Origin of the sequence: Anabaena sp. FACHB-1237 (assembly GCF_014696225.1) — a bacterium.
In the GTDB taxonomy this organism is placed as follows: domain Bacteria; phylum Cyanobacteriota; class Cyanobacteriia; order Cyanobacteriales; family Nostocaceae; genus FACHB-1237.
The window spans coordinates 19,502-39,960 of sequence record NZ_JACJPV010000030.1 but is presented as its reverse complement, the minus strand read 5'-3'; the positions used below and the strand labels follow the sequence as shown (position 1 = coordinate 39,960).

The 20,459-nt window shown below is 36.5% G+C and carries 17 protein-coding genes and 1 pseudogene; 5 read left to right on the top strand and 13 right to left on the bottom strand.

What is annotated here, in order from left to right; all coding sequences use genetic code 11:
* Positions 1 to 6: 6 nt before the first annotated feature.
* The 5 genes from H6F32_RS14660 to H6F32_RS14640 all read right to left on the bottom strand — a co-directional run bounded on the left by H6F32_RS14660 (position 7) and on the right by H6F32_RS14640 (position 5,118).
* On the bottom strand, positions 7 to 444 hold the full coding sequence (locus tag H6F32_RS14660) for an Rrf2 family transcriptional regulator (protein ID WP_190370054.1): 438 nt from the start codon (positions 442 to 444) through the stop codon (positions 7 to 9).
* A gap of 335 nt (positions 445 to 779) precedes the next feature.
* On the bottom strand, positions 780 to 2,423 hold the full coding sequence (locus H6F32_RS14655) for an iron uptake porin (RefSeq protein ID WP_190370053.1): 1,644 nt from the start codon (positions 2,421 to 2,423) through the stop codon (positions 780 to 782).
* Between the two features lie 514 nt (positions 2,424 to 2,937).
* Positions 2,938 to 3,219 (bottom strand): 4a-hydroxytetrahydrobiopterin dehydratase, encoded by a 282-nt coding sequence (locus H6F32_RS14650; RefSeq protein WP_190370052.1) that lies wholly within the window; start codon positions 3,217 to 3,219, stop codon positions 2,938 to 2,940.
* 659 nt (positions 3,220 to 3,878) lie between these two features.
* A complete protein-coding gene (locus tag H6F32_RS14645; protein WP_190370051.1) occupies positions 3,879 to 4,898 on the bottom strand; it encodes a zinc-binding dehydrogenase in 1,020 nt (339 codons plus the stop codon).
* Positions 4,843 to 5,118: a hypothetical protein gene (locus tag H6F32_RS14640; RefSeq protein WP_313926647.1), complete on the bottom strand. Its 276-nt coding sequence runs from the start codon at positions 5,116 to 5,118 to the stop codon at positions 4,843 to 4,845. Before H6F32_RS14640 ends, H6F32_RS14645 begins: the two co-directional genes overlap by 56 nt.
* A gap of 223 nt (positions 5,119 to 5,341) precedes the next feature.
* Between H6F32_RS14640 and xth the strand changes: the two genes are divergently transcribed.
* Positions 5,342 to 6,130, top strand: coding sequence for an exodeoxyribonuclease III (gene xth, locus H6F32_RS14635; protein WP_190370050.1), 789 nt, complete (start codon positions 5,342 to 5,344; stop codon positions 6,128 to 6,130).
* A gap of 59 nt (positions 6,131 to 6,189) precedes the next feature.
* On the opposite strand, the gene H6F32_RS14630 is transcribed toward xth, so the two are convergent.
* Both H6F32_RS14630 and prfC read right to left on the bottom strand, forming a co-directional pair.
* Positions 6,190 to 8,304 (bottom strand): zinc metalloprotease HtpX, encoded by a 2,115-nt coding sequence (locus H6F32_RS14630; protein WP_190370049.1) that lies wholly within the window; start codon positions 8,302 to 8,304, stop codon positions 6,190 to 6,192.
* Between the two features lie 137 nt (positions 8,305 to 8,441).
* Entirely contained in the window at positions 8,442 to 10,058 is a 1,617-nt protein-coding gene (prfC, locus tag H6F32_RS14625; protein ID WP_190370048.1) for a peptide chain release factor 3, read from the bottom strand.
* A 106-nt stretch (positions 10,059 to 10,164) separates the two neighbouring features.
* On the opposite strand from prfC, the gene H6F32_RS14620 reads away from it, so the two are divergent.
* Positions 10,165 to 11,004 carry a prephenate/arogenate dehydrogenase gene (locus H6F32_RS14620; RefSeq protein ID WP_190370047.1) on the top strand — a complete coding sequence of 280 codons (840 nt, stop codon included), beginning with the start codon at positions 10,165 to 10,167 and terminating at the stop codon, positions 11,002 to 11,004.
* Positions 11,005 to 11,275: 271 nt separating this feature from the next.
* Here H6F32_RS14620 and ychF read toward each other — a convergent pair whose 3' ends face one another.
* The 3 genes from ychF to H6F32_RS14605 all read right to left on the bottom strand — a co-directional run bounded on the left by ychF (position 11,276) and on the right by H6F32_RS14605 (position 13,224).
* Entirely contained in the window at positions 11,276 to 12,367 is a 1,092-nt protein-coding gene (gene ychF / locus H6F32_RS14615) for a redox-regulated ATPase YchF (protein WP_190370046.1), read from the bottom strand.
* A 130-nt stretch (positions 12,368 to 12,497) separates the two neighbouring features.
* Positions 12,498 to 12,803 carry a hypothetical protein gene (locus tag H6F32_RS14610; protein WP_190370045.1) on the bottom strand — a complete coding sequence of 102 codons (306 nt, stop codon included), beginning with the start codon at positions 12,801 to 12,803 and terminating at the stop codon, positions 12,498 to 12,500.
* A 262-nt stretch (positions 12,804 to 13,065) separates the two neighbouring features.
* Positions 13,066 to 13,224 carry a hypothetical protein gene (locus tag H6F32_RS14605; protein WP_190370044.1) on the bottom strand — a complete coding sequence of 53 codons (159 nt, stop codon included), beginning with the start codon at positions 13,222 to 13,224 and terminating at the stop codon, positions 13,066 to 13,068.
* A 100-nt stretch (positions 13,225 to 13,324) separates the two neighbouring features.
* Between H6F32_RS14605 and H6F32_RS14600 the strand changes: the two genes are divergently transcribed.
* Positions 13,325 to 14,782 (top strand): aminotransferase class I/II-fold pyridoxal phosphate-dependent enzyme, encoded by a 1,458-nt coding sequence (locus H6F32_RS14600; protein ID WP_190370043.1) that lies wholly within the window; start codon positions 13,325 to 13,327, stop codon positions 14,780 to 14,782.
* Positions 14,783 to 14,821: 39 nt separating this feature from the next.
* Here the strand turns inward: H6F32_RS14600 and dusB are convergent, their stop codons facing one another.
* The 3 genes from dusB to purL form a co-directional block, all read right to left on the bottom strand.
* Positions 14,822 to 15,868: a tRNA dihydrouridine synthase DusB gene (gene dusB / locus H6F32_RS14595; RefSeq protein ID WP_190370042.1), complete on the bottom strand. Its 1,047-nt coding sequence runs from the start codon at positions 15,866 to 15,868 to the stop codon at positions 14,822 to 14,824.
* 220 nt (positions 15,869 to 16,088) lie between these two features.
* Positions 16,089 to 16,538 carry a photosystem II protein PsbQ gene (psbQ, locus tag H6F32_RS14590; RefSeq protein ID WP_190370041.1) on the bottom strand — a complete coding sequence of 150 codons (450 nt, stop codon included), beginning with the start codon at positions 16,536 to 16,538 and terminating at the stop codon, positions 16,089 to 16,091.
* A 127-nt stretch (positions 16,539 to 16,665) separates the two neighbouring features.
* Positions 16,666 to 19,050: a phosphoribosylformylglycinamidine synthase subunit PurL gene (gene purL / locus H6F32_RS14585; protein ID WP_190370040.1), complete on the bottom strand. Its 2,385-nt coding sequence runs from the start codon at positions 19,048 to 19,050 to the stop codon at positions 16,666 to 16,668.
* Between the two features lie 334 nt (positions 19,051 to 19,384).
* On the opposite strand from purL, the pseudogene H6F32_RS14580 reads away from it, so the two are divergent.
* Positions 19,385 to 19,803: pseudogene (locus H6F32_RS14580) on the top strand (XisH family protein).
* The gene (locus H6F32_RS14575; protein WP_190370039.1) at positions 19,791 to 20,120 is read left to right on the top strand and encodes a XisI protein; all 330 of its coding nucleotides are present in this window, start codon (positions 19,791 to 19,793) and stop codon (positions 20,118 to 20,120) included. The pseudogene H6F32_RS14580 and the gene H6F32_RS14575 overlap by 13 nt, the downstream one beginning before the upstream one ends.
* Positions 20,121 to 20,459 lie beyond the last annotated feature (339 nt).

Below are 20,459 nucleotides of genomic sequence, written 5' to 3'. Positions count from 1 at the left end.
ACAACTCTAAATGTAATACATAATATCTAATTGCCGTCGCAAATCTCGCTTTTCACAAAGATCCTGTAAAGAATAGTTTTTCAACACCAAACTAGCCGCTTGACGTGCTTCCTGCCAAATTTCGCCAATGACAGCACTATCAACGCTTTCAGACTTGTGATCCTGTTCATTACTATTCACATCTAAACCTTCCAAACACTCCAAAATGTCAAAAACACTAATTTTCCAAGGTTCACGCGCCAAAAAATAACCACCTTTAGAACCGCGTTGGCTTTTGATAATACCACCACGTCTCAAAGTCGCTAATAACTGTTCTAAATACCGATCCGGTATATTTTGTTGAGTAGCAATTTGGCGAATTTGCATTGGTTCACCACTATGATAATAAGTTGCCATTTCTAATAAGGCTAAAATAGCGTACTCTGACTTACAAGATAGTTCCACAATAAAAATCAAGGATAAAGGATCATCAAAAAATAATCAGAAAATAATCAAAAATTACCAACCTACCCAGGTAGGTTTTATCTGTTTAGATGCGTAAAGAAATATCATCTTCAGATCAATATCAGATCAACATCAGATCAATATTTTAATTTTAAACCTAATTCTCAAGGTTCTGAACTCCTAAATTATAACATACTACGGTTGTAAACTGGGGTTTATATTTTTTTATCATAAAAAACCCCCATCAACAGATGGGGGAATAATTAAAAACTCCAAGATTCAAAGACTTTAATCTTTTTAAAGCACATTTAACAGCTTTTACTACTGACAGCTAATTAAAACGTGAAAGTAGTTCTCAAAGTACCGATAAACGCATCATTAGCACCACCAACACCGGAATTTTGTCCCGGAGCAGTCGTCCAGATAATACCAGGAGTTACAGAAATATTTTCAGAAACACGATACTTATAGAAACCTTCTACTTGGTAAGGAATATCACCAGCACCAGCAGTTAGAGAATAGGGTTGTGCGCCACCAAAAACACCTAAGACGTTACCAGGCTTGCCAAAGTCAGGTAATGCTAAACCCACACCATAGCTCCACGCTTCTTTATCACTACCACCCACAGTTTCAGGAACAATATTATGATAAGAAACGAAACCACTAATAGAAAGTTTATTGCTAGGTTGGAAAGCTGCGGAAATACCGTAGGAGTTACTGGAAGTGGCACCAGTTAAGACGTTAGCTTGAGATGTACCAACTACAGCACCAATGCCAGCATCATTATCAAATAAGGTACTACCAGTACCATGATAACCATGTACATAAGTTGCAGCTAAACCAATCTTACCAACATTAAAGTTAACCTGACCTAATGCAGCATAGTTACCATTAAATAAACCATTGTTAGCACCAGGACTTTCAGCATCAGAAGCTAAGTAACCAAAGGTTAAAGAACTGCCTTTAATAGGACCGACACCTTTGCTAAAAGGTAAATTAATAGCAATACCTGAACCACCACCAATTCTATAAATAGGGCTTTCAGATGCAAAGGTTGTTAAAGCACCATTACCGCCATCAGTTTTATCAAAGAAGTAGGGGTTATTAACAGCCGCATAATTACTGTGTTGACCACCTGTAGCAGCAATGTAAACTCTAGCAGGTCCAAAGGGAGCTTGATAAGTGATTTTGTCAATATCAACCGCGTTTGCTCCTGTGCTACCTACTTCAAAAGTTTGAGTACCTACGGCTGTAGCAATAGGAGTATTAGTTTTGTCTCTGAGACTAAAACCATTAGCATTACCTGCAGCTAAACGAGTGGTTAACAAGTCTTTACCAGTAAAGCTGCTTTCTAAGGTTAAACGTACCCGATCTTGGAAAACAGTATTATTAGCGTCTCCTGTTTCATTACTAAAAGCATCAGATACAGCAAAAATAGCTTCACCTTTTAACTTGGTAGTGGTGGAAAATTGGTTAGCTTCTAATTCAGTAGTACGCGCTTCTAAAGCATCTACCCGACCCCTAAGAGTTGCTAATTCTGCACTAAATTCTTCTTGTAAACGCTGTAAAGTAGCTAAATCTTCTTTTTTCACCATATCAGCAGTTGCTGTGGCGATTAATTCATTGACACGATCTAAACAAGCATTTAAACCAGAAGCAAATTCATAACGGCTTAAAGCACGATTACCGCGAAATGTACCGTTGGGATAACCTGCAATACAACCATAACGTTCTACTAAGGATTGTAATGCTTGGAAAGCCCAATCTGTAGGCTGAACGTCAGAAAACTGAGAAACTGATGTTACTTGAGCTAAAATTTGAGATTCTTTGCTTACTGGAGCAACTTCTGTAGCTCTTGTTTCAACGGTGGTTGCCTCTTTTGTTGCGGTTGGGGCAGCCATCGCAGAGGAAGACACTAACAACGTTGCTCCCAATACTGCTGGACTAACTACTAAAGATTTCCACAATATATTAGACATATTTTTCGTTCTCCTCACACCTCATACATGAATAACTTAGTTTGTCTGTTCTAATCTATTAGTTAGACTACACTTTGTTACAATTTTGCTACATTTTGGGTTTTGCCCTTATGAGTATTTTAGTTTTTACTAGGCTAATAAATGATTAACAACTCGTTAAGATTCAATTTAATTACCTGATGCAAAAACTTTTACTGATAGCAATATATTATCATAATAGATTTCGATGTTCAAGATCCATGATCAGAAATGATCTAGTCTGTAATCAAAATCTATTCCATCACCTTAAACTACATCAGTAACTTTATTAATCCTGACTAAAATCGTCTGTGGAAGTTCCAATACCCAATAAACCTCCCCAGGAATTAGGTTTTTAGCTGGACAGGTTAAGGGTTTCAGCTTCTTTTTCACTCCTATGTGTAATAGACATAGGGGTGAAAATTATGGTAGGGACAATTTATCAATTGTCCCTACAAGGGTTTGGTGGTTATGCACATTACCACAAGATGTCTAATTAGCTGATTTGGGAAATTATCTGTGCTAGGTGAAAATCGTTCTGTGTCAGTCCACCTGAATCATGTGTAGTTAGTGTAATTTTAACTTGATTGTAAGAAATCTCTATATCTGGATGGTGTCCTGCTGACTCAGATGGTGCTACTAATTTGTTGACAAACTCAATGGCTTGGATAAAGTCTTTAAATTTACGGGTGGTTCGCAGTTTTGCTCCTTCCACTGTCCAACCTGATAATGTACTACTTTGTAATGCGATTTCCTCGCTTGTGAGCAGTTCTGCCATATTTTGAAATCTCTATGATATTTGCTGATAACTATAGCTGTTCTATTTTGCCAAAAACTATCCGCTCTGATGTATATCAGATGACATCAATCAGAGCGGTGTAGCGGGTCTTCAGATTGCAACCAGACTGCCGGAAGGAACTCCGATGTTCAGCCTAGCTAGTTGAGCTAACTTAGTTCCAGATATTAGTTCGAGATAACTAAGGCTAACTTTTAGAGAACAGCCCCGGCACACAGCCGGCTAACTGCAACCTGATGACCCATGCTTTTACTACTTTCTATCATGGGCATCACCTCCTTGTCGCCTAAACGGTTCTAATTTCAAAGTTGGTTTTATTTTGATTCGGCGAAAGACACAGTTAATATTTTGTGTATTCCACTCCACTTGAATCTAACTCTATCACAATAATTCAAAGTTGACAATGTGGAAAATATTAAGAAAATTTTAAGAAAATATTCAAAAGTGAATTTAACGTACAGATGGCTTATTTGTTTGGCTGACACGCCCACCCACAAATGAATTTCACAGGCTAAAATTACTGTAGTGCAAGCATCTTGCTTGCATCTATATATCCAAATTAAAAGCAGAACAGCTTGATTAGCAACTTGGGTTACTATAATTGCTAATTTTTGTAGAGAACATTGCCCGATCGCTCCTACTTAAATCATGGCTACTTTAATTACTTTACGTGCTTGCATATCCTGAAAGACTTGTTGTAAATCTTGCAAGGGTCGCTGTTCACTAATCAGTAAATGAAAGGGAATTTTACCACTAGCTAGGAGTAATAAAGCCTGTTTCACATATTCTGGTGTGTTGTGAAATACGCCTTTGAGGGTAAGTTCACTATAATGTAACTCTTCGGTATTTACAGTAATTGTAGTGTTTTTAGGACAACCACCAAATAAGTTAATAGTTGCACCAGGACGGCCACAGGCGATCGCTTGTTCCCATACTGTATTTACTCCTGTAGCTTCTATAACTATATCTGCACCCCAACCATCACTTAATTCTTTAACTAGGGCAGGAATATCATCAACTTGTTTATAATTAAATGTTTTTGTTGATCCTAACTTCTTGGCAACTTCTAACCTTTGATTATTACCACCGAATATAATTACTTCCGTATTTGCCGCTAAAACTGCTACAAACATTAATCCAATTGCCCCATCCCCTAAAATGACTACTCGATCCTGGGGTTTGACTTGAGAACGTGCTACACCATGTAATACACAAGCTAGGGGTTCAGTGAGAGAGGCTAAGGCAAAAGGTAGATGATCGGGAAGTTTTAAGAGATTATGCTCAACTATAGGAGGGGGTATTTTCAGATATTGGGCAAAAGTGCCATTATTCCAAGTGATATGAGGACATAAAGAATATTCTCGACGTTGACAAAAGAAACATTTCATGCAAGGGGCAGAATTATTAGCTACTACGCGATCGCCTACTTGCCAATTTGTCACACCAGCACCTACAGCTACAATTGTTCCAGATCCTTCATGACCGAACAAAGTTGGTAGAGTCAACATCTTAGCGTGGCCACCTCGTCGCCACACCTTTAAATCTGTACCGCAAGTGGTAGCTGCTTGTACCTGAATCACTACTTCCCCCTGGTTTGGAGTAGGATCAGGTACTTGTTCTAGACGTAAATCTTCTTGACCATACAGTAAAGTTGCTAACATCGTTGCTAATATTTTCGTGAGATAAGCTGGGATAAACCGAACTTAGCACAGGTTGGGGTAAAATATTTGTGGTTTGCGTCGGTAAATCAGATAAAATACTGTTGTTTAATAATGGAACTTCTTGTCTACAAGATGTACAAAACCAATAAATTTGATTATGACGGATATGACGTAAGACAGATCCACCACAGCAAAGGCAACTATTAACTTTAATACTCATGCCAATGTCCTCCTAAAAATTGGTATTTTATGTATGTTACGGAAAGCAATATGGTGACAAATTACATTTAATTTTCCGTTAAATCACCGTTAAAAAAGTAGTTTTTCCTGATAAGAGAGTTACAAGAATCTGTGATGCCAATGTACATTATTAAACTATAGATAAGGATTGAGAATCTTCATCTATCTTGGGGATCATTAATAAGTTAGAAATCAATTACAATATGAAAATTGCTACTTGGAATGTTAATTCAATTCGGACTCGCTTATCACAAGTTATTAATTGGTTAGGTGAAAATACCATTGATGTTCTGTGTCTACAAGAAACTAAGGTTATAGATAAGGATTTTCCCATTATTGATTTTGAAAAATTGGGTTATTCTGTTTATATTTATGGGCAAAAATCCTATAATGGTGTGGCGTTAATTAGTCGTCAGCCTTTAACAGATGTCAGTAAAGGTTTTACTAGTATTCTTCCTGATATAAATCCTATTTGGGATGAACAAAAAAGGGTAATTACGGGAGTATTTGGTGATATGAGAATTGTGAATGTTTATGTACCGAATGGTTCATCTATAAGTAGTGAAAAATATGAATATAAATTAGGTTGGTTAAAAATTCTCAAGGAATATTTGCAAAAGTTATTGTTAGTAAACCCGGCAACTTCTCTGTGTGGTGATTTTAATATTGCCTTGGAAGATAGGGATATTAATGATAAAGTCAAAATAGAAAATCACATTATGGCTTCAGAATTAGAAAGGGAGGCTTTACGAGATATATTAAGTTTAGGTTTTAGTGATGCTTTCCGTAAATTTAACAGTGAACCAGGACATTATAGCTGGTGGGATTATCGCACAGCAGCTTTTAAGAGAAATTTAGGATGGAGAATAGATCATCATTATTTAACGCCTGTTTTGAGCGATATCGTCCAAAGTTGTATAATTGATATTGATCCGAGAAAGTTAGAACAGCCTAGCGATCATACACCAGTGATAGTGGAATATGTTAAGTGAGAAAATATTTTCATCAATAAAAGTTTAGAATGCCCAAGGTAGGGTCTAATTCTCAGTTACTAACCTTTTAACATAATATAAACGCCCCATACTAAGGAAGCAACGGCAATGATCATTGACAAGACGGGATGGAGACTATTGATTTTTTTGCCCCCTGGGGTTTCTAAAGTTTGAATGTCTATCCAAGCTGTTGCACCACGTCTTAACCAACCTGTGACTGTTACTTGTTTACCAATTATTTCTTCAATTGAACATGATTCTCCTAGCCAAGATATATGATGTAATTTGAGTAAAATGTGGTTTGTTTGTAAGATGAGGTCTTGGGCTAGGCTATTATTAATGCCATGACGGCCTAATAGTTTACCAGTAACACTGATACCTATGCTATCTATGGGTAAATGTGAGGGATCTGCTAAAAGCTGCGGAAGTTGAGGATCTTGATGAATTTTACTCGGTTCAATATCGGGAAATAGGTGATTAATTCTGATGAATGTACCTATACTAAAGCCAATGAGGATACAACCTAGAATAAAGGATGGATTATCATAAATCCATTTCAGGTTAATAATATGTAATATGTATCCTATTTGCCATATTGACCAGATTACTCCTGCTAATACAATACCTAATGGTAGTCCTATCCAGGGAGCAATTTGTAACAAGAATGTTTGTGGTTCACTACTAATAAGTCCTGGGTTATGGAAATGTATTTCTGTGTTGAGATGCCAATTTTCTGCTATTTGATTAAGTCTGTGCAGGCGATCGCCTAATAATGGATGAGTCTGATTAATTGTAAACCATTGGCGATGGGGTTGAAATTTTTCCCATTGCAAATAGTTTTCAAAGGCAAGATGATGAGGGATGCTGCCCAATGTCATACTTTGTTGATAAGATACAGGGGCTAAAATATTGAAGGTTTCTAATTGCCAACAACTATGTTGTTGTTTATGAATGTCATGGGCAATTCCTAATGATATTTTTAGTAAAGCACGAGTTAAGCCATTAGGATTACCTGTGATTTCTGCTGCTTGGCGATCGCTATAATAAATTCTTTCACGGGAGTTGAATAAAGCTGTACCTGTAAGGATACACCATAAGCTATAACTCACACGAGAAATAAATGTGGCTATCCATTTCCCAATGTTTTGTTTTTGTTTATTGCCCCAATTTGATACTTTTTGATATATGGCGTAAAATGGCCAGGTAATTAATAGTAATAATGACATTAACATAAAATCCCAACGTCCTATTTGTCCTAAACAAAAAGCGTACAGGGTAGCTATTTCATCATCTGCTAGTGCTTCTAACAAACCTTGACTAATGGTAATTCTGGCTGTACCTGGTAAATTACCATAACTAAGCAACATGGGGGTGGAAATTGGTAATATCTTTAATTTTGGTGTCTTCCAGCGTTTTTGTTGACAAATACGTTGCATAACTCGCATTGTCTCTCGACTATAGCAGCTTAATTTTTCTTTTGTTAGTTCTTCTTGGTCTAAATATTTTTCTAATAACCAGTCTAATAGCCAAGGTGATATTATTATTAAAATTGCTAATATTGCCAAGATCAAAAAACTGGGATCTTGATCAAAAATTTGCATGGCTTTTACAAAAGGCATTTGATATATTATCATGTTTATTAAACGTAAACAGGACGTGAAAATAATACGTACTGTCCAGAATAAAGCTATAAAAGTAATTATAGATAATAACCGAGATAAGATTAAATTAGATTTGCGAAGTGGTTGCCACACTTTAGCCCGTCTGGCTTTTATCCAATGGATTTTAATTGTCTTGGTATTATCCTTATCATCACTATTAATATTTTCATGGTCTTTATTATGCTTAATATATTTATCAGGATTTGTTTGTATACCTTCTGGGGCTTTTTGTGGACGCTTATTACGTTCCTTTAGATGTTTTAATGCGTTTTTTGCCCATTCTTGGACATCTGGTTTACTGCTGACAATAAGAGCTTCACAGAGAGATATTGCTTTAGCGATTTCTCCTGTGCGAGCATAGGCCATAACTAAACCTACTTTAGCCTGTAAACAAGCCTTACTTTGATGATGGTTGTTAGCAATGGGTTCAAGGTTAGCGATCGCCGTTTGATAATTTCCTTGTTTAAGTGCAGCTAAACCTGCTTCTAAACATGATTCGGAGTGTGAAGCCATATAAATTTAACCATAGTCCCATTTATACAATTAAGATATTTTTATGGAGTCCAGGGAGCGGCGTGCTGGGAGAAAATTCTTGACTCTGACCCTTGTGGGGGTTTAGCACTGCTAAACCCCCACTGAGTTAGTGACTCCTAACCCTGCTGTGAATGAGAAAAAACAGGAGCGATCGCGCTTAATTGCAACTCTGGATGATCACCTTGTAATTGTTGACAATTCCATTCATTGCGAAATAATAATACAGGTCTATCCATACCATCTTTCACAGTAGTTGTATTAAATAACCGTCCTACTTTTGCTAGTTCATCCCAACCTCCTACTACCCAACGAGCCACACTATAAGGCAACAAGTCTAAAATCGTTTCTACTCCATATTCATTCTGTAAGCGGAATTGCACTACTTCAAATTGCAGTTGTCCAACTGCGGCTAATATAGGATCGCGTTTAGATTCATCCATAGCATACATAATTTGTACAGCCCCCTCTTCTTTTAATTCAGATACGCCTTTCTGGAATTGTTTGAATTTAGAAGGATTAGGATTTCTTAAAGTAGCAAATAGTTCCGGTGAAAAATAGGGTATACCTTCATATTCTAACTTTTGCCCTGTATAAATTGTATCACCAATTGCAAATACCCCAGGATTATTTAAACCGATAACATCACCAGGATAAGCTACGTCTATTGATTCTCTCTCCTGTGCAAACAATTTTTGCGGACGAGATAGACGAACTACCTTTCCTGTGCGAGCATGATTTACTGTCATATCCTTTTCAAACTTTCCTGTGCAAACCCGGACAAAAGCTATTCTATCTCTATGTTTAGGGTCCATGTTTGCTTGCAGTTTGAAAACAAAACCAGAAAATTCGGGATAGGTAGGCTCAACTTCTCCCACGCTACTATTATGTATTCCAGGTTTAAGAGCATAATGGAGAAAATACTTGAGAAATAACTCAACACCGAAATTTGTCATCGCGCTACCAAAAAACACTGGTGTCATTTTACCTTGATGCACTAAGTCTAAATCTAGTTCTGGTCCTACTCCTTCTAATAATTCTATGTCATTTTGTAGTTGATGGTAAAGGTCTTGCTCTAATACTGATTCCAGTTGAATATTATCTATGATAGTTTCCTTTGCTTCTTTGCTACCATGAGAACTACGTTCAAATAAATGAACTTGTTGTTGTTGTCTGTCCCATACTCCTTTAAAGCGATCGCCTGTTCCTATAGGCCAATTAACGGCATAGGTTTGTAAACCTAATTCCTGTTCAATCTCATCTAATAATTCTAAGGGTTCACGTCCTGGACGATCTAATTTATTAACAAAGGTAAAAATGGGAATACCTCGCATTTTACACACTTCAAATAATTTCCGCGTTTGTGGTTCTAAGCCTTTAGCTGCATCAATTAACATTACCGCATTATCAGCAGCAGCTAAAGTCCTGTAAGTATCTTCACTGAAATCTTGGTGTCCAGGAGTATCCAGTAAATTAATTTGACAACTATTATAGGTAAATTGTAATACTGTTGAGGTTATAGAAATACCCCTCTGTTGTTCCATAGCCATCCAGTCTGAAGTGACTTTACGCTGGTCTCTACGAGCTTTTACCGCTCCTGCTTCATGAATAGCACCTCCGTATAATAATAACTTTTCAGTTAAAGTAGTTTTACCAGCATCAGGGTGAGAAATAATGGCAAAATTGCGACGCAGTTCCACTGCTTGGCCTAACTCTTCTACTAGTTCTGTGGTCATAGTTTGTAATTCGTTGATTATTTAACTTAATTAAATGTAATCTTTTTTGGGTACTAGAAAATTAAGTAAAATTAAATGTTCATTATATTAAATGTTGGGTATGGTCATGAAAATTGGTATTTTAGGATTGGGGTTAATTGGTGGTTGTTTAGGTTTTGATTTGCGTTCACAGGGGTATAATGTTGTGGGAGTAAGTCGTCAGGAGTCAACTTGTCAAAAGGCCATCTCGGCTGGTATTGTCAATCAAGCTGGTCAGGATTTGAGTTTGTTAGCATCTACAGAAGTAGTATTTGTTTGTACTCCCATAGGACTTATTGTGCCTCAAGTCAAGGAGTTAACCTCTCATTTATCTAAATCCACTATTATAACCGATGTAGGCTCAGTAAAAACACCAATAGTAAGTGCCATCACTCCAATATGGGAAAATTTTCTTGGTGGTCATCCTATGGCTGGTAAAACGGAGGTAGGAATAGATGCAGCCGAACCTCATTTATTTGTTAATCGTCCCTACGTATTAACACCGACAGATACAACACCTAATCACTTAGTAACAATTGTAGAGGAAATAGTGCGATCGCTGGGTGCAAATATATATTATTGTCAACCAGAGCAGCATGATCGCGCAGTTAGTTGGATATCTCACTTACCAGTAATAGTTAGTGCGTCCTTAATAGCAGCTTGCTTAAGTGAAACTGATCCAGAAATTGCCCAACTAGCAGAAAATTTTGCCAGTTCAGGGTTTCGGGATACCAGCAGAGTGGGGGGAGGAAACCCAGAATTAGGAGTAATGATGGCAGAATATAATCGTCAAGCACTATTATATTCATTACATCAGTATAGGGAAAAACTAGATGAATTTATAAAGATGATTGACGAAGAAAAATGGCACAATTTACAGCATAAATTAGAGTGTAATAAGCAAGCACGACCTCGTTATTTAGAGTAGAAGGTATTAGAAGTCAGATATCAGCTATCAGCAGTAAAACCCCTAGTCCGACTGGAAATAAATTCCTGTATCTCACAGCAAAAGTCATCTTTAGATGACTAAAGTAACTGGAAAATTTTTGATATTTTGATATTATTTAGTTTACTTTAGTAAACTTTGGTTATTAGCTGTGGAAATTCATTTCCAGGCGTATCTATCAGCTAAACAAAAAAAGCTCAATTTTTGTAGCTATTGTTTGTTATAGTCCTACAAACTGAAAGCTGATAACTATTTAAACATTAAAACGGAATAACATTACATCCCCTTCTTGCACAATATACTCCTTACCTTCACTCCTAACTAAACCTTTTTCCTTAGCAGCATTCATGGAACCATGAGTAATTAAATCATGATACGCCACCGTTTCTGCACGAATAAAACCCCGTTCAAAATCTGAATGAATGACTCCCGCAGCTTGGGGAGCAGACATACCTGCATTAATAGTCCAAGCGCGAGTTTCTTTCGGTCCACAGGTGAAATAAGTCCGCAAACCTAACAGGGTATAAGTGGCACGAATTAAGGATTTTAAACCACCTTCCTTTACACCTAAAGACTCTAAAAAGTCAAGTTTATCTTCTTCAGATAAATCCAATAATTCCGCTTCCACTTGTGCTGAAACTATGACAACTTGGGCATTTTCTCCAGAGGCAATTTCTCGCACTTTCTCTACAAAATCATTACCAGTGGCTAAATCATCTTCAGAAACATTTGCCGCGTAAATAATAGGTTTATTAGTCAGCAATTCTAAACCTTTAATAATAACACTTTCTTCTTCATTTAAACTGACTTGACGTACAGATTTTCCTTCATTTAAAGCCGCAGAAAGTTTTTCTAAAACAGCAATTTCTAACTGTGCGTCTTTACTAGTGCGTGCTAATTTTCGAGTCCTTTCTATTCGTCTTTCAATTTGTGCTAAGTCAGATAAACCTAATTCTAAATTGATGATTTCAATATCTCGCACTGGATCCACAGAACCAGCGACATGGATAATATCATCATTTTCAAAACAACGCACTACATGAACAATGGCATCAACTTGACGAATATGTGATAAAAATTGATTACCTAAACCTTCTCCTTGACTTGCTCCTTTTACTAACCCAGCAATATCCACAAATTCTACCCGTGCTGGTACAATTTGTTCTGAAGGATAAATTTTGGCCAGAATATTTAACCGCTCGTCCGGTACTGCGACAATACCAACATTTGGTTCAATGGTACAAAAGGGGAAGTTAGCCGCTTCAGCTTTAGCATTAGCGACTACAGCATTAAATAATGTAGATTTTCCTACGTTGGGAAGTCCGACAATTCCGGCTCTTAGCATTTTTGATGTTTTTTGATGTTAGTGACAATTATTAGGATAGTTCAATTTGGTGATTTGTAAACCATGATATCTTAAAGATCCCGGACTTCTTAAAGAAGTCCGGGATCTAAATATCACTAAATATCACTATCTAAACATCATTTTCCCACAGTTCTAATAGTCCAACTGTACCTACTAAAAATGTATAAATGCCATATTTAATGGCTGGTTTATTTTTGGTTGGTGCGTAAATACTAGCTATAATTCCTTCGATAAAATGGGCAAATAAAGCCACATGAGTAAATATTAAGATTGGGTTTAATATATCAGGAATTGGTAGTTCTTGATGATTAATTATAAGTTGAATATTCCATATTTCTAAACCTATCGCGCTAGGAATAAGAATACTAGCAATGATTTTAATGATGGTGAATAATTGCTTTTTGGTGTTTTTCATGTTCGTTTTATGGTCATTTGGTTTGTAAAAATGAATCTAAGGTCATCAGTTTCATTAAATCCTGAGTAAGCATCTGTGACGATAATATTAACATCTGGAGGATAATGTTCGGTTATATGATCAATGGCTATCCCAGGAATATTTACTAAATTATGTTGTTTAAGATATTGTAGCACTTATTGATGGCGAATCAACAGATAATCATCAATTATATGACTATCTGAAAAAGGAGAAAAGCAACTATCAATGATACCTTATTGTATCAAATTAAATTATTTATTAATTCATCAATTCTTAAAAGTTCCTGAGTAATTTGCTGTATTGTATTTAATTCAGTTGCAGGATCTGGGGGTTGTACAGTTATGTATGATGTAGCTGAAGAATGTGCAACAACACCTCTTTGTTTTCCAAATGTATTCATGGTAGCAGTTTAATCAGAATTCAATATAGTTGATTAGTTAATTATATGCGATAATTTATCAATTTTTACATCAAACTCTAAACCCTTGGTTTTAACCAAAATGCTCAATCAAAACCAAACTCCCCTTATAGATGCCTTAAAAGCCTGTAAAACCCGCCCTCATACACCATTTTACACCCCAGGACATAAACGCGGTGCAGGAATATCACCAATTTTAACAGATTTATTAGGTGAAAATTTATTTCGTGCTGATTTAACAGAATTGGCAGAATTAGATAATTTATTTACTCCTGAAAATGCGATTTTACAGGCACAGGAATTAGCTGCTGCTGCTTTTGGTGCTGACAAAACTTGGTTTTTGGTTAATGGTTCTACCTGTGGTATTCAAGCGGCAATTATCGCTACTTGTAATGCAGGTGATCAGATTATTTTACCACGAAATGTCCATAGTTCGGTAATTTCTGGTTTAATTCTTTCCGGTGCAGTTCCTATTTTTATCAATCCTGAATATGATGGTAATTTGGATGTTGCTTATTCTATTACTCCACAATCATTAGAAGATACTTTATTAAAACATCCTGATGCTAAGGCTGTTTTGATGGTTTATCCTAGTTATTATGGTGTTTGTGGAAATTTGCGATCGCTTGCAGAAATTGCCCATAAATATCATCTGCCTTTATTAGTAGATGAAGCCCATGGTTCTCATTTTCATTTTCATCCACATTTACCTAACTCCGCTTTATCTTTAGGTGCTGATTTAACTGTACAATCTATTCATAAAACATTAGGATCAATGACTCAATCTTCTATGTTACATATTCAAGGAAATAGAATTAACATAGATCGTCTGAATAAGTCCTTGCAATTAGTTCAATCTACTAGTCCTAGTTTCATTCTTTTAGCATCTTTGGACGCTGCACGTCAACAAATGGCTATACATGGTGAAAAACTCCTTTCTCAAACCTTGGAATTAGCAAATATAGCGAGAAATGAAATTAATCAAATTGACGGTTTATCAATTTTACAACTTTGTCAAAATCACAACTCTGGTTTCTTTGCATTAGATAAAACTCGGTTAACCGTCAATGTTTCTCAATTAGGAATTACAGGTTTTACCGCCGAAGATATAATTAATGAAATGGGGGTAACTCCTGAATTTTCATCTTTACAAAATCTGATATTTATTATTAGCATTGGTAACACGGAAAACGATATTTACCAATTAATTCAAACGCTGTTTAATCTCGCCGAAAATTACCCCTTGACAAAGAAAACCAACCTGTGTAAAAATAGACACGATGATATAATAGCCCATATTATGTCTATTTCTCCCCGCGAGGCTTTTTTTGCTAATAGTGAAACATTGTCTTTAGAGAGAACAGAAAACCGAATTTGTGCCGAAGTAATTTGTCCCTATCCTCCAGGAATACCCCTATTAATACCTGGGGAAATTATTACGAAAGAGGCTTTAAATTATCTGCAAAATATTCATAAAATGGGGGGTTTTATTAGTGGTTGTGCAGATAGTAGTTTACAAACATTAAAAGTAGTCAGATGATAACTTATCAAGAGTCAGTTTTTTATGATTAGCTGATAGCTAATAGCTGATTGTTTCCTCTATTTCTATTTCATAACCATTAGCTATTCTTTCAATAGCAGCATCAATTAAATCTAAACCTTGTTGGACAGTTTCCACTAAACTTAATTTACCACGTAAGTCAGCCGCACCAACGAAACCTTTAGCATACCATGTTAAATGTTTTCTGGCTTGACGAATACCCCTATCTCCCTTATATTCCCATAAAGCAAAGAAATGTTCTCGCGCACATTGTAAACGTTGAATTGCGGTAGGAGGAGATAACAATTCTCCCGTTTTTAAGAAGTGATCAACTTCTCCAACTAAGAAAGGATAACCTAAAGTTCCACGAGAACACATTACCCCATCAGCACCAGTTTCTTCCAGACATTTTACCGCAGCTTCCACTGTGAAAATATCTCCATTTCCAATGACGGGAATTGTTAAAATTTCCTTGACTTTTGCGATCCATTCCCATTTTGCATTACCATTATAACCTTGTGCGCGAGTGCGTCCATGAACTGTAATCATTTTTGCACCAGCATCTTCCATTCTTTTGGCAAATTCTAGTATTGTAATCTCTTTTTCACTCCAACCAATGCGAGTTTTTACTGTTACTGGAACATCCACAGCTTTGACAACTTCTCTGACAATTTGTTCTGCAATTTCTGGTTGACGTAATAATGAAGAACCTCCACCATTTTTAGTGATTTTATTCACAGGACATCCCATATTAATATCCACAGTATCCGCACCTTCTGACACCGCTTTTATCGCTGCTTCTGCTAAAAAATCGGGACGACAATCAAATAATTGGATACTAATTGGACGTTCTTGAGGATCTACCTCCATAATTTTTGGTAACTCTTTGACATAATGTAAACCAGTCGCATTGACCATTTCTGTATACATCATTGATTCTGGTGCATAACGCCGCACTAAACGCCGAAATACCAAATCAGTTACACCGGATAAAGGAGACTGGAAAACGCGGCTTTTCACCTCAAATGAGCCAATTTTTAAAGGTGTGGAAATTCTACTTTTAAGTTCTGGAGAAAGGGTAATCATGGTAATATTTAGGAGTCAGGAGTTTAAGGAGTTAGAATAAAGAAAGAATAAAGTTGTATTTTGTATTTTGGTTATGCCTTATGAATTTTTACATTTATTATTCCTAAATTTATACTAATTAATAATAAATAAAATCCCCAATTTGTAAAATAAATTGAGGATATTAAGTTATCAAAATCAGATATTAGCTAATTACTGATAGCTGAATGCTGATTACTAATTACTTAGCACTAGGAACTAAACTCAAGAATTTGTCAACATCTGCAAATGCTTCTTTATAGTTTGCTAATGCTTGACTACTATTACCAGCAGTAGCAGCTTGATCAACTTTTACTAAATGTCCTAATAAATCTTTAGTAATTTGTCTAGCTTTACTTTGATCCTGAACAGCAAGATTAGGAATAATATAGGTCATATTTAACCTAACTTCTGCCATTGGTCCATGAATAAAATTGCCAACTTTGATCCATTCGCTGCTTTGAATTAGTTTTTCTAACTCAGATGCGCGATCGCGTACTACTGTAATTTCAGGAACATATACCTGGATTTTAGCAATTTCCGCAGGTGTATAAGACGGTGCTACGGTTGCTACAGTAGGACTGCTACAGCTAATCAAAAAGGTTGCTAATAAACCAAAAAGCATTGATAAAATAGAACGTTGACGCACCATAAACAGAATAAATTTTCTAATTTTTTCAGGATTAACAGTGTTATTTTAGAGCGCTTGTGTAATTTCTTCACATCTATCTTCAGAAGTCAGATCCCGGACTTCTTCAAGAAGTCCGGGATCTATCATTCTACCTATTATAACTGGCAAGACGATTAGAGATAGCAAAATTATAGCGATCGCTCATTTCCTTAATACTAACCTTAATCAACAAATGATGATCATTGGTAGCAACTTGTAAACCCTTTTCTTCCTGACTAACCACACCTAATTTTTGCCAGTTTTCTCCTAAATGTTCTTGCAAGTAAGATTCCCAAACTTGTTGTTTTTCTGCACTTACAGAAACTAAAATTCTTGCACCACCTTCGGCAAATAATACCTCATCAAATCTACCATCATAATTGGCCCCAATGGCTAAATCAATCTCTGCACCTAATTTAGCAGCGAGACAAGATTCCGCTAAAGCTACTGCTAATCCTCCTTCAGCCGTATCATGGGCTGATAATACCCAACCAGCGCGGATACCTTCACGACAAACTTTTTGTACAGCACGTTCTAAATCAAAATCAATACGTCCAGGTTGTCCAGCAATAGTATTATGAATTGTCGCTAAATATTCAGATGCACCTAATTCAATCCTAGCTTCATTCTTTTCTCTATTAGATTGCACAGTTACGCCCAACAGGTAAATTACATCACCTGCATTTTGCCAACCTTGACCACAGATTTTACTTAAATCCTCAATTAAACCCACCATACCCACCACAGGAGTAGGATAAATAGGCTGAGGATTTCCCATAGAATCAAGAGTTTCATTATACAAGGAAACATTCCCACCAGTGACAGGTGTAGAAAACTCTTGACAAGCTATACTTAAACCCCGACAAGCAGAGGCTAATTGCCAATAACCGATAGGTTTTTCAGGACTGCCAAAATTCAAATTATCAGTTACAGCTAGAGGTTCAGCCCCCACACAGCTAAGATTACGCGCAGCTTCCGCCACCACAGCCTTAGCACCCTCAAAAGGATCGAGATAGACATAACGAGAATTACAATCTACTGTAGCAGCCACACCAGAATTAAGATTTTCAATGCTAGTGGTTAAATTGGGGGTATCTTCCAAAGGACGTAAACGCACCACAGCCGCATCCGCACCACCAGGTAATAAAACCGTATTGTTTTGCACTTGATGATCATATTGACGATAAACCCAGCTTTTAGAAGCAATTGTGGGAGTATTCAACAAAATCAATAAAATATCATTCCAACTCTTCCAAATTCGCCCAGTTTCAATCCCTGTCACATCGCAAGCTGGTAAATTTTCCACCGTCCAAGCCCTAGCTTCTCTCACATATTCTGGTAAATCTGTCAAGAGTTCTCTTTCATATAAAGGCGTATTTTCGGCTAAAGCATCGGCGGGAATTTCGGCCGCTACCTGACCTTTAAACAGTATTCTGACGATAGGATCAGCTATTACCGTACCTGCAACTACCGCTTGTAATCCCCAACGGTGGAAAATATCAATTAATTCCTGTTCTCTTCCTTTATGTGCCACAAATAACATTCTTTCCTGAGATTCAGAAAGCAAGTATTCATAAGGTATCATTCCTGACTCCCGCGCTGGAATTTGATCTAGGTCAAATTCAATACCTACTCCACCTTTAGCGGCCATTTCCGAGGTAGAACAAGTGATACCAGCAGCACCCATATCTTGAGCAGCAACTACAGCCCCGGTTTTGAATGCTTCTAAACAGGCTTCAATTAGAGATTTTTCCATAAAAGGGTCGCCTACTTGCACTGCTGGGCGATCGTCCATTGAAGCATCAGAAAGTTCCGCACTAGCAAAACTCGCTCCTCCCATACCATCCCGGCCTGTGGTAGAACCAACATATAATACAGGATTACCAAAACCGGAAGCGCCGGATTTTACGATGTCTGGTGTTTCCATTAATCCCAGTGCCATGACATTTACTAAGGGATTTCCACTATAGGCTGCGTCAAAGTAAACCTCACCTCCCACCGTGGGTACTCCCACACAATTGCCATAATGGCTTATACCCGCTACAACTCCTGTAAATATTCTTTGAGTTTTCGGATCTTCTAAATCACCAAATCGGAGAGAATTTAATAACGCAATAGGACGCGCCCCCATTGTAAAAATATCTCTTAATATACCTCCCACTCCTGTAGCTGCACCTTGGAAGGGTTCAACGGCAGATGGATGGTTATGAGATTCTATTTTAAACGCTAATTTTAGTCCATTACCAATATCTACAACTCCGGCATTTTCTCCGGGTCCAACTAATATACGTTTACCTGTGGTGGGGAACTGTTTTAATAAAGGACGAGAATTTTTATAACAACAATGTTCTGACCACATTACGCCAAACATCCCTAATTCCGCTTTATTGGGGTGTCTTCCTAAGCGGCGGACGATTTCGGTATATTCTTCGGGTTTGATGCCTTCATCGGCGATTTCTGCGGGGGAAAATGGGCTTTCTGAGATGGTTGTCATGGGTTTTATCAGGGGAATAATTAATAAATAATTGATTAATTGATAATCTATAATCTGTAATCTATTACCTATAACCTATTCGGTGTTTTCTGTAAATAGCATGGATGGGAGTTATTATAAAGCTGATAGTTTAGTCGCTAAAGCTCTTGAGGACTACATTTTTACACGCAAATTCCGTGCATTGCGTTCTTATTTGATGCAAAAGAATCAAACAGTTTACACTGATAAGGGAATTTTTGAGATAATTTCATGAAGCTAGTTATAGATACTGATGTTTTATGGGATTGAAAGAGATTTTAGATATAATTATTGATGTTAAATTAATTGTTTGCTTATGCCGTCTAAAGATATATTTCATGAATCTGTACGTAATGCTTTAGAAAAAGATGGTTGGATCATTACTCATGATCCACTGTATATTAAAATTGATGATATCGAATTTTTTATAGATTTAGGAGCAGAAAGACTATTAGCAGCGCAAAAACAAGGTCAACAAATAGCAGTAGAAGTGAAATCTTTTGTAGGTGCATCTGAAGTAACTGAATTTCATCTTGCTTTAGGTCAAACTCTCAATTATCGGTTAGCATTAAAAAAAAAGAACAACCTGAAAGGGTTTTGTATTCAGCTATTAGTGAAGACACATATCGAGATTTTTTCTCTCGTCAATTTATCCAAGAATCTTTAAAAGAATATCAAATTAAGGTTTTAATTTTTGATTCTTTCAAGCAGGAGATAGTTTTATGGAAAGAATAAATTACTCACAAATTATTCAAGATATTTTAAGTAATCATTCTCGTAATGATATAGCTAATGGTACAGAAATTCAATTGCTATTTGATACGCAACGTCATCATTATCAAGTTTTAGATATTGGTTGGAAACAACAAATTAGAACTTATGGGGTGATTATTCATGTTGATATTAAAGATGATAAAATCTGGATACAAAGAGATGGTACGGAAATTGGTATTGCTAATGAATTAATGGCTGCTGGTGTGCCTAAAGAAGATATTGTCTTAGGATTTCATGCTCCTTATAAACGGCACTTTACAGGTTTTGCGGTGGGATAATAATTTATTTCCATTTTTTAGCATTTCATAACAAGTTTATTCTTTATTAATAATCAGACTAACACCACAGCGAATGTATATCAACAAGAAAAGTATCGTTTAGGAGATACTATATTCTCTCCTTTATTTCCAGATTTAAAACTTGATTATGCCATAAAATTAGGCCATAAAATTGTAGGCTGAATAGAACAAAGCTAATTAACTGGAATTAACTCAGATCCCCGACTTCTTAAAGAAGTCGGGGATCTTTGTGGATGAACCAGTATGAATTTAGCTACATTTTCTTTACTAAGTTCTAAAACGATTATGCAAAATTATGAAAGTACCCTATAGACTTTA

Coding starts and splice junctions, on each gene's coding strand:
- H6F32_RS14655 (WP_190370053.1), bottom strand. CDS start 2,423: ATGTCTAATATATTGTGGAAATCTTTAGTAGTTAGTCCAGCAGTATTG.
- H6F32_RS14650 (WP_190370052.1), bottom strand. CDS start 3,219: ATGGCAGAACTGCTCACAAGCGAGGAAATCGCATTACAAAGTAGTACA.
- H6F32_RS14645 (WP_190370051.1), bottom strand. CDS start 4,898: ATGTTAGCAACTTTACTGTATGGTCAAGAAGATTTACGTCTAGAACAA.
- H6F32_RS14640 (WP_313926647.1), bottom strand. CDS start 5,118: ATGAGTATTAAAGTTAATAGTTGCCTTTGCTGTGGTGGATCTGTCTTA.
- xth (WP_190370050.1), top strand. CDS start 5,342: ATGAAAATTGCTACTTGGAATGTTAATTCAATTCGGACTCGCTTATCA.
- H6F32_RS14630 (WP_190370049.1), bottom strand. CDS start 8,304: ATGGCTTCACACTCCGAATCATGTTTAGAAGCAGGTTTAGCTGCACTT.
- prfC (WP_190370048.1), bottom strand. CDS start 10,058: ATGACCACAGAACTAGTAGAAGAGTTAGGCCAAGCAGTGGAACTGCGT.
- H6F32_RS14620 (WP_190370047.1), top strand. CDS start 10,165: ATGAAAATTGGTATTTTAGGATTGGGGTTAATTGGTGGTTGTTTAGGT.
- ychF (WP_190370046.1), bottom strand. CDS start 12,367: ATGCTAAGAGCCGGAATTGTCGGACTTCCCAACGTAGGAAAATCTACA.
- H6F32_RS14610 (WP_190370045.1), bottom strand. CDS start 12,803: ATGAAAAACACCAAAAAGCAATTATTCACCATCATTAAAATCATTGCT.
- H6F32_RS14605 (WP_190370044.1), bottom strand. CDS start 13,224: ATGAATACATTTGGAAAACAAAGAGGTGTTGTTGCACATTCTTCAGCT.
- H6F32_RS14600 (WP_190370043.1), top strand. CDS start 13,325: ATGCTCAATCAAAACCAAACTCCCCTTATAGATGCCTTAAAAGCCTGT.
- dusB (WP_190370042.1), bottom strand. CDS start 15,868: ATGATTACCCTTTCTCCAGAACTTAAAAGTAGAATTTCCACACCTTTA.
- psbQ (WP_190370041.1), bottom strand. CDS start 16,538: ATGGTGCGTCAACGTTCTATTTTATCAATGCTTTTTGGTTTATTAGCA.
- purL (WP_190370040.1), bottom strand. CDS start 19,050: ATGACAACCATCTCAGAAAGCCCATTTTCCCCCGCAGAAATCGCCGAT.
- H6F32_RS14575 (WP_190370039.1), top strand. CDS start 19,791: ATGGAAAGAATAAATTACTCACAAATTATTCAAGATATTTTAAGTAAT.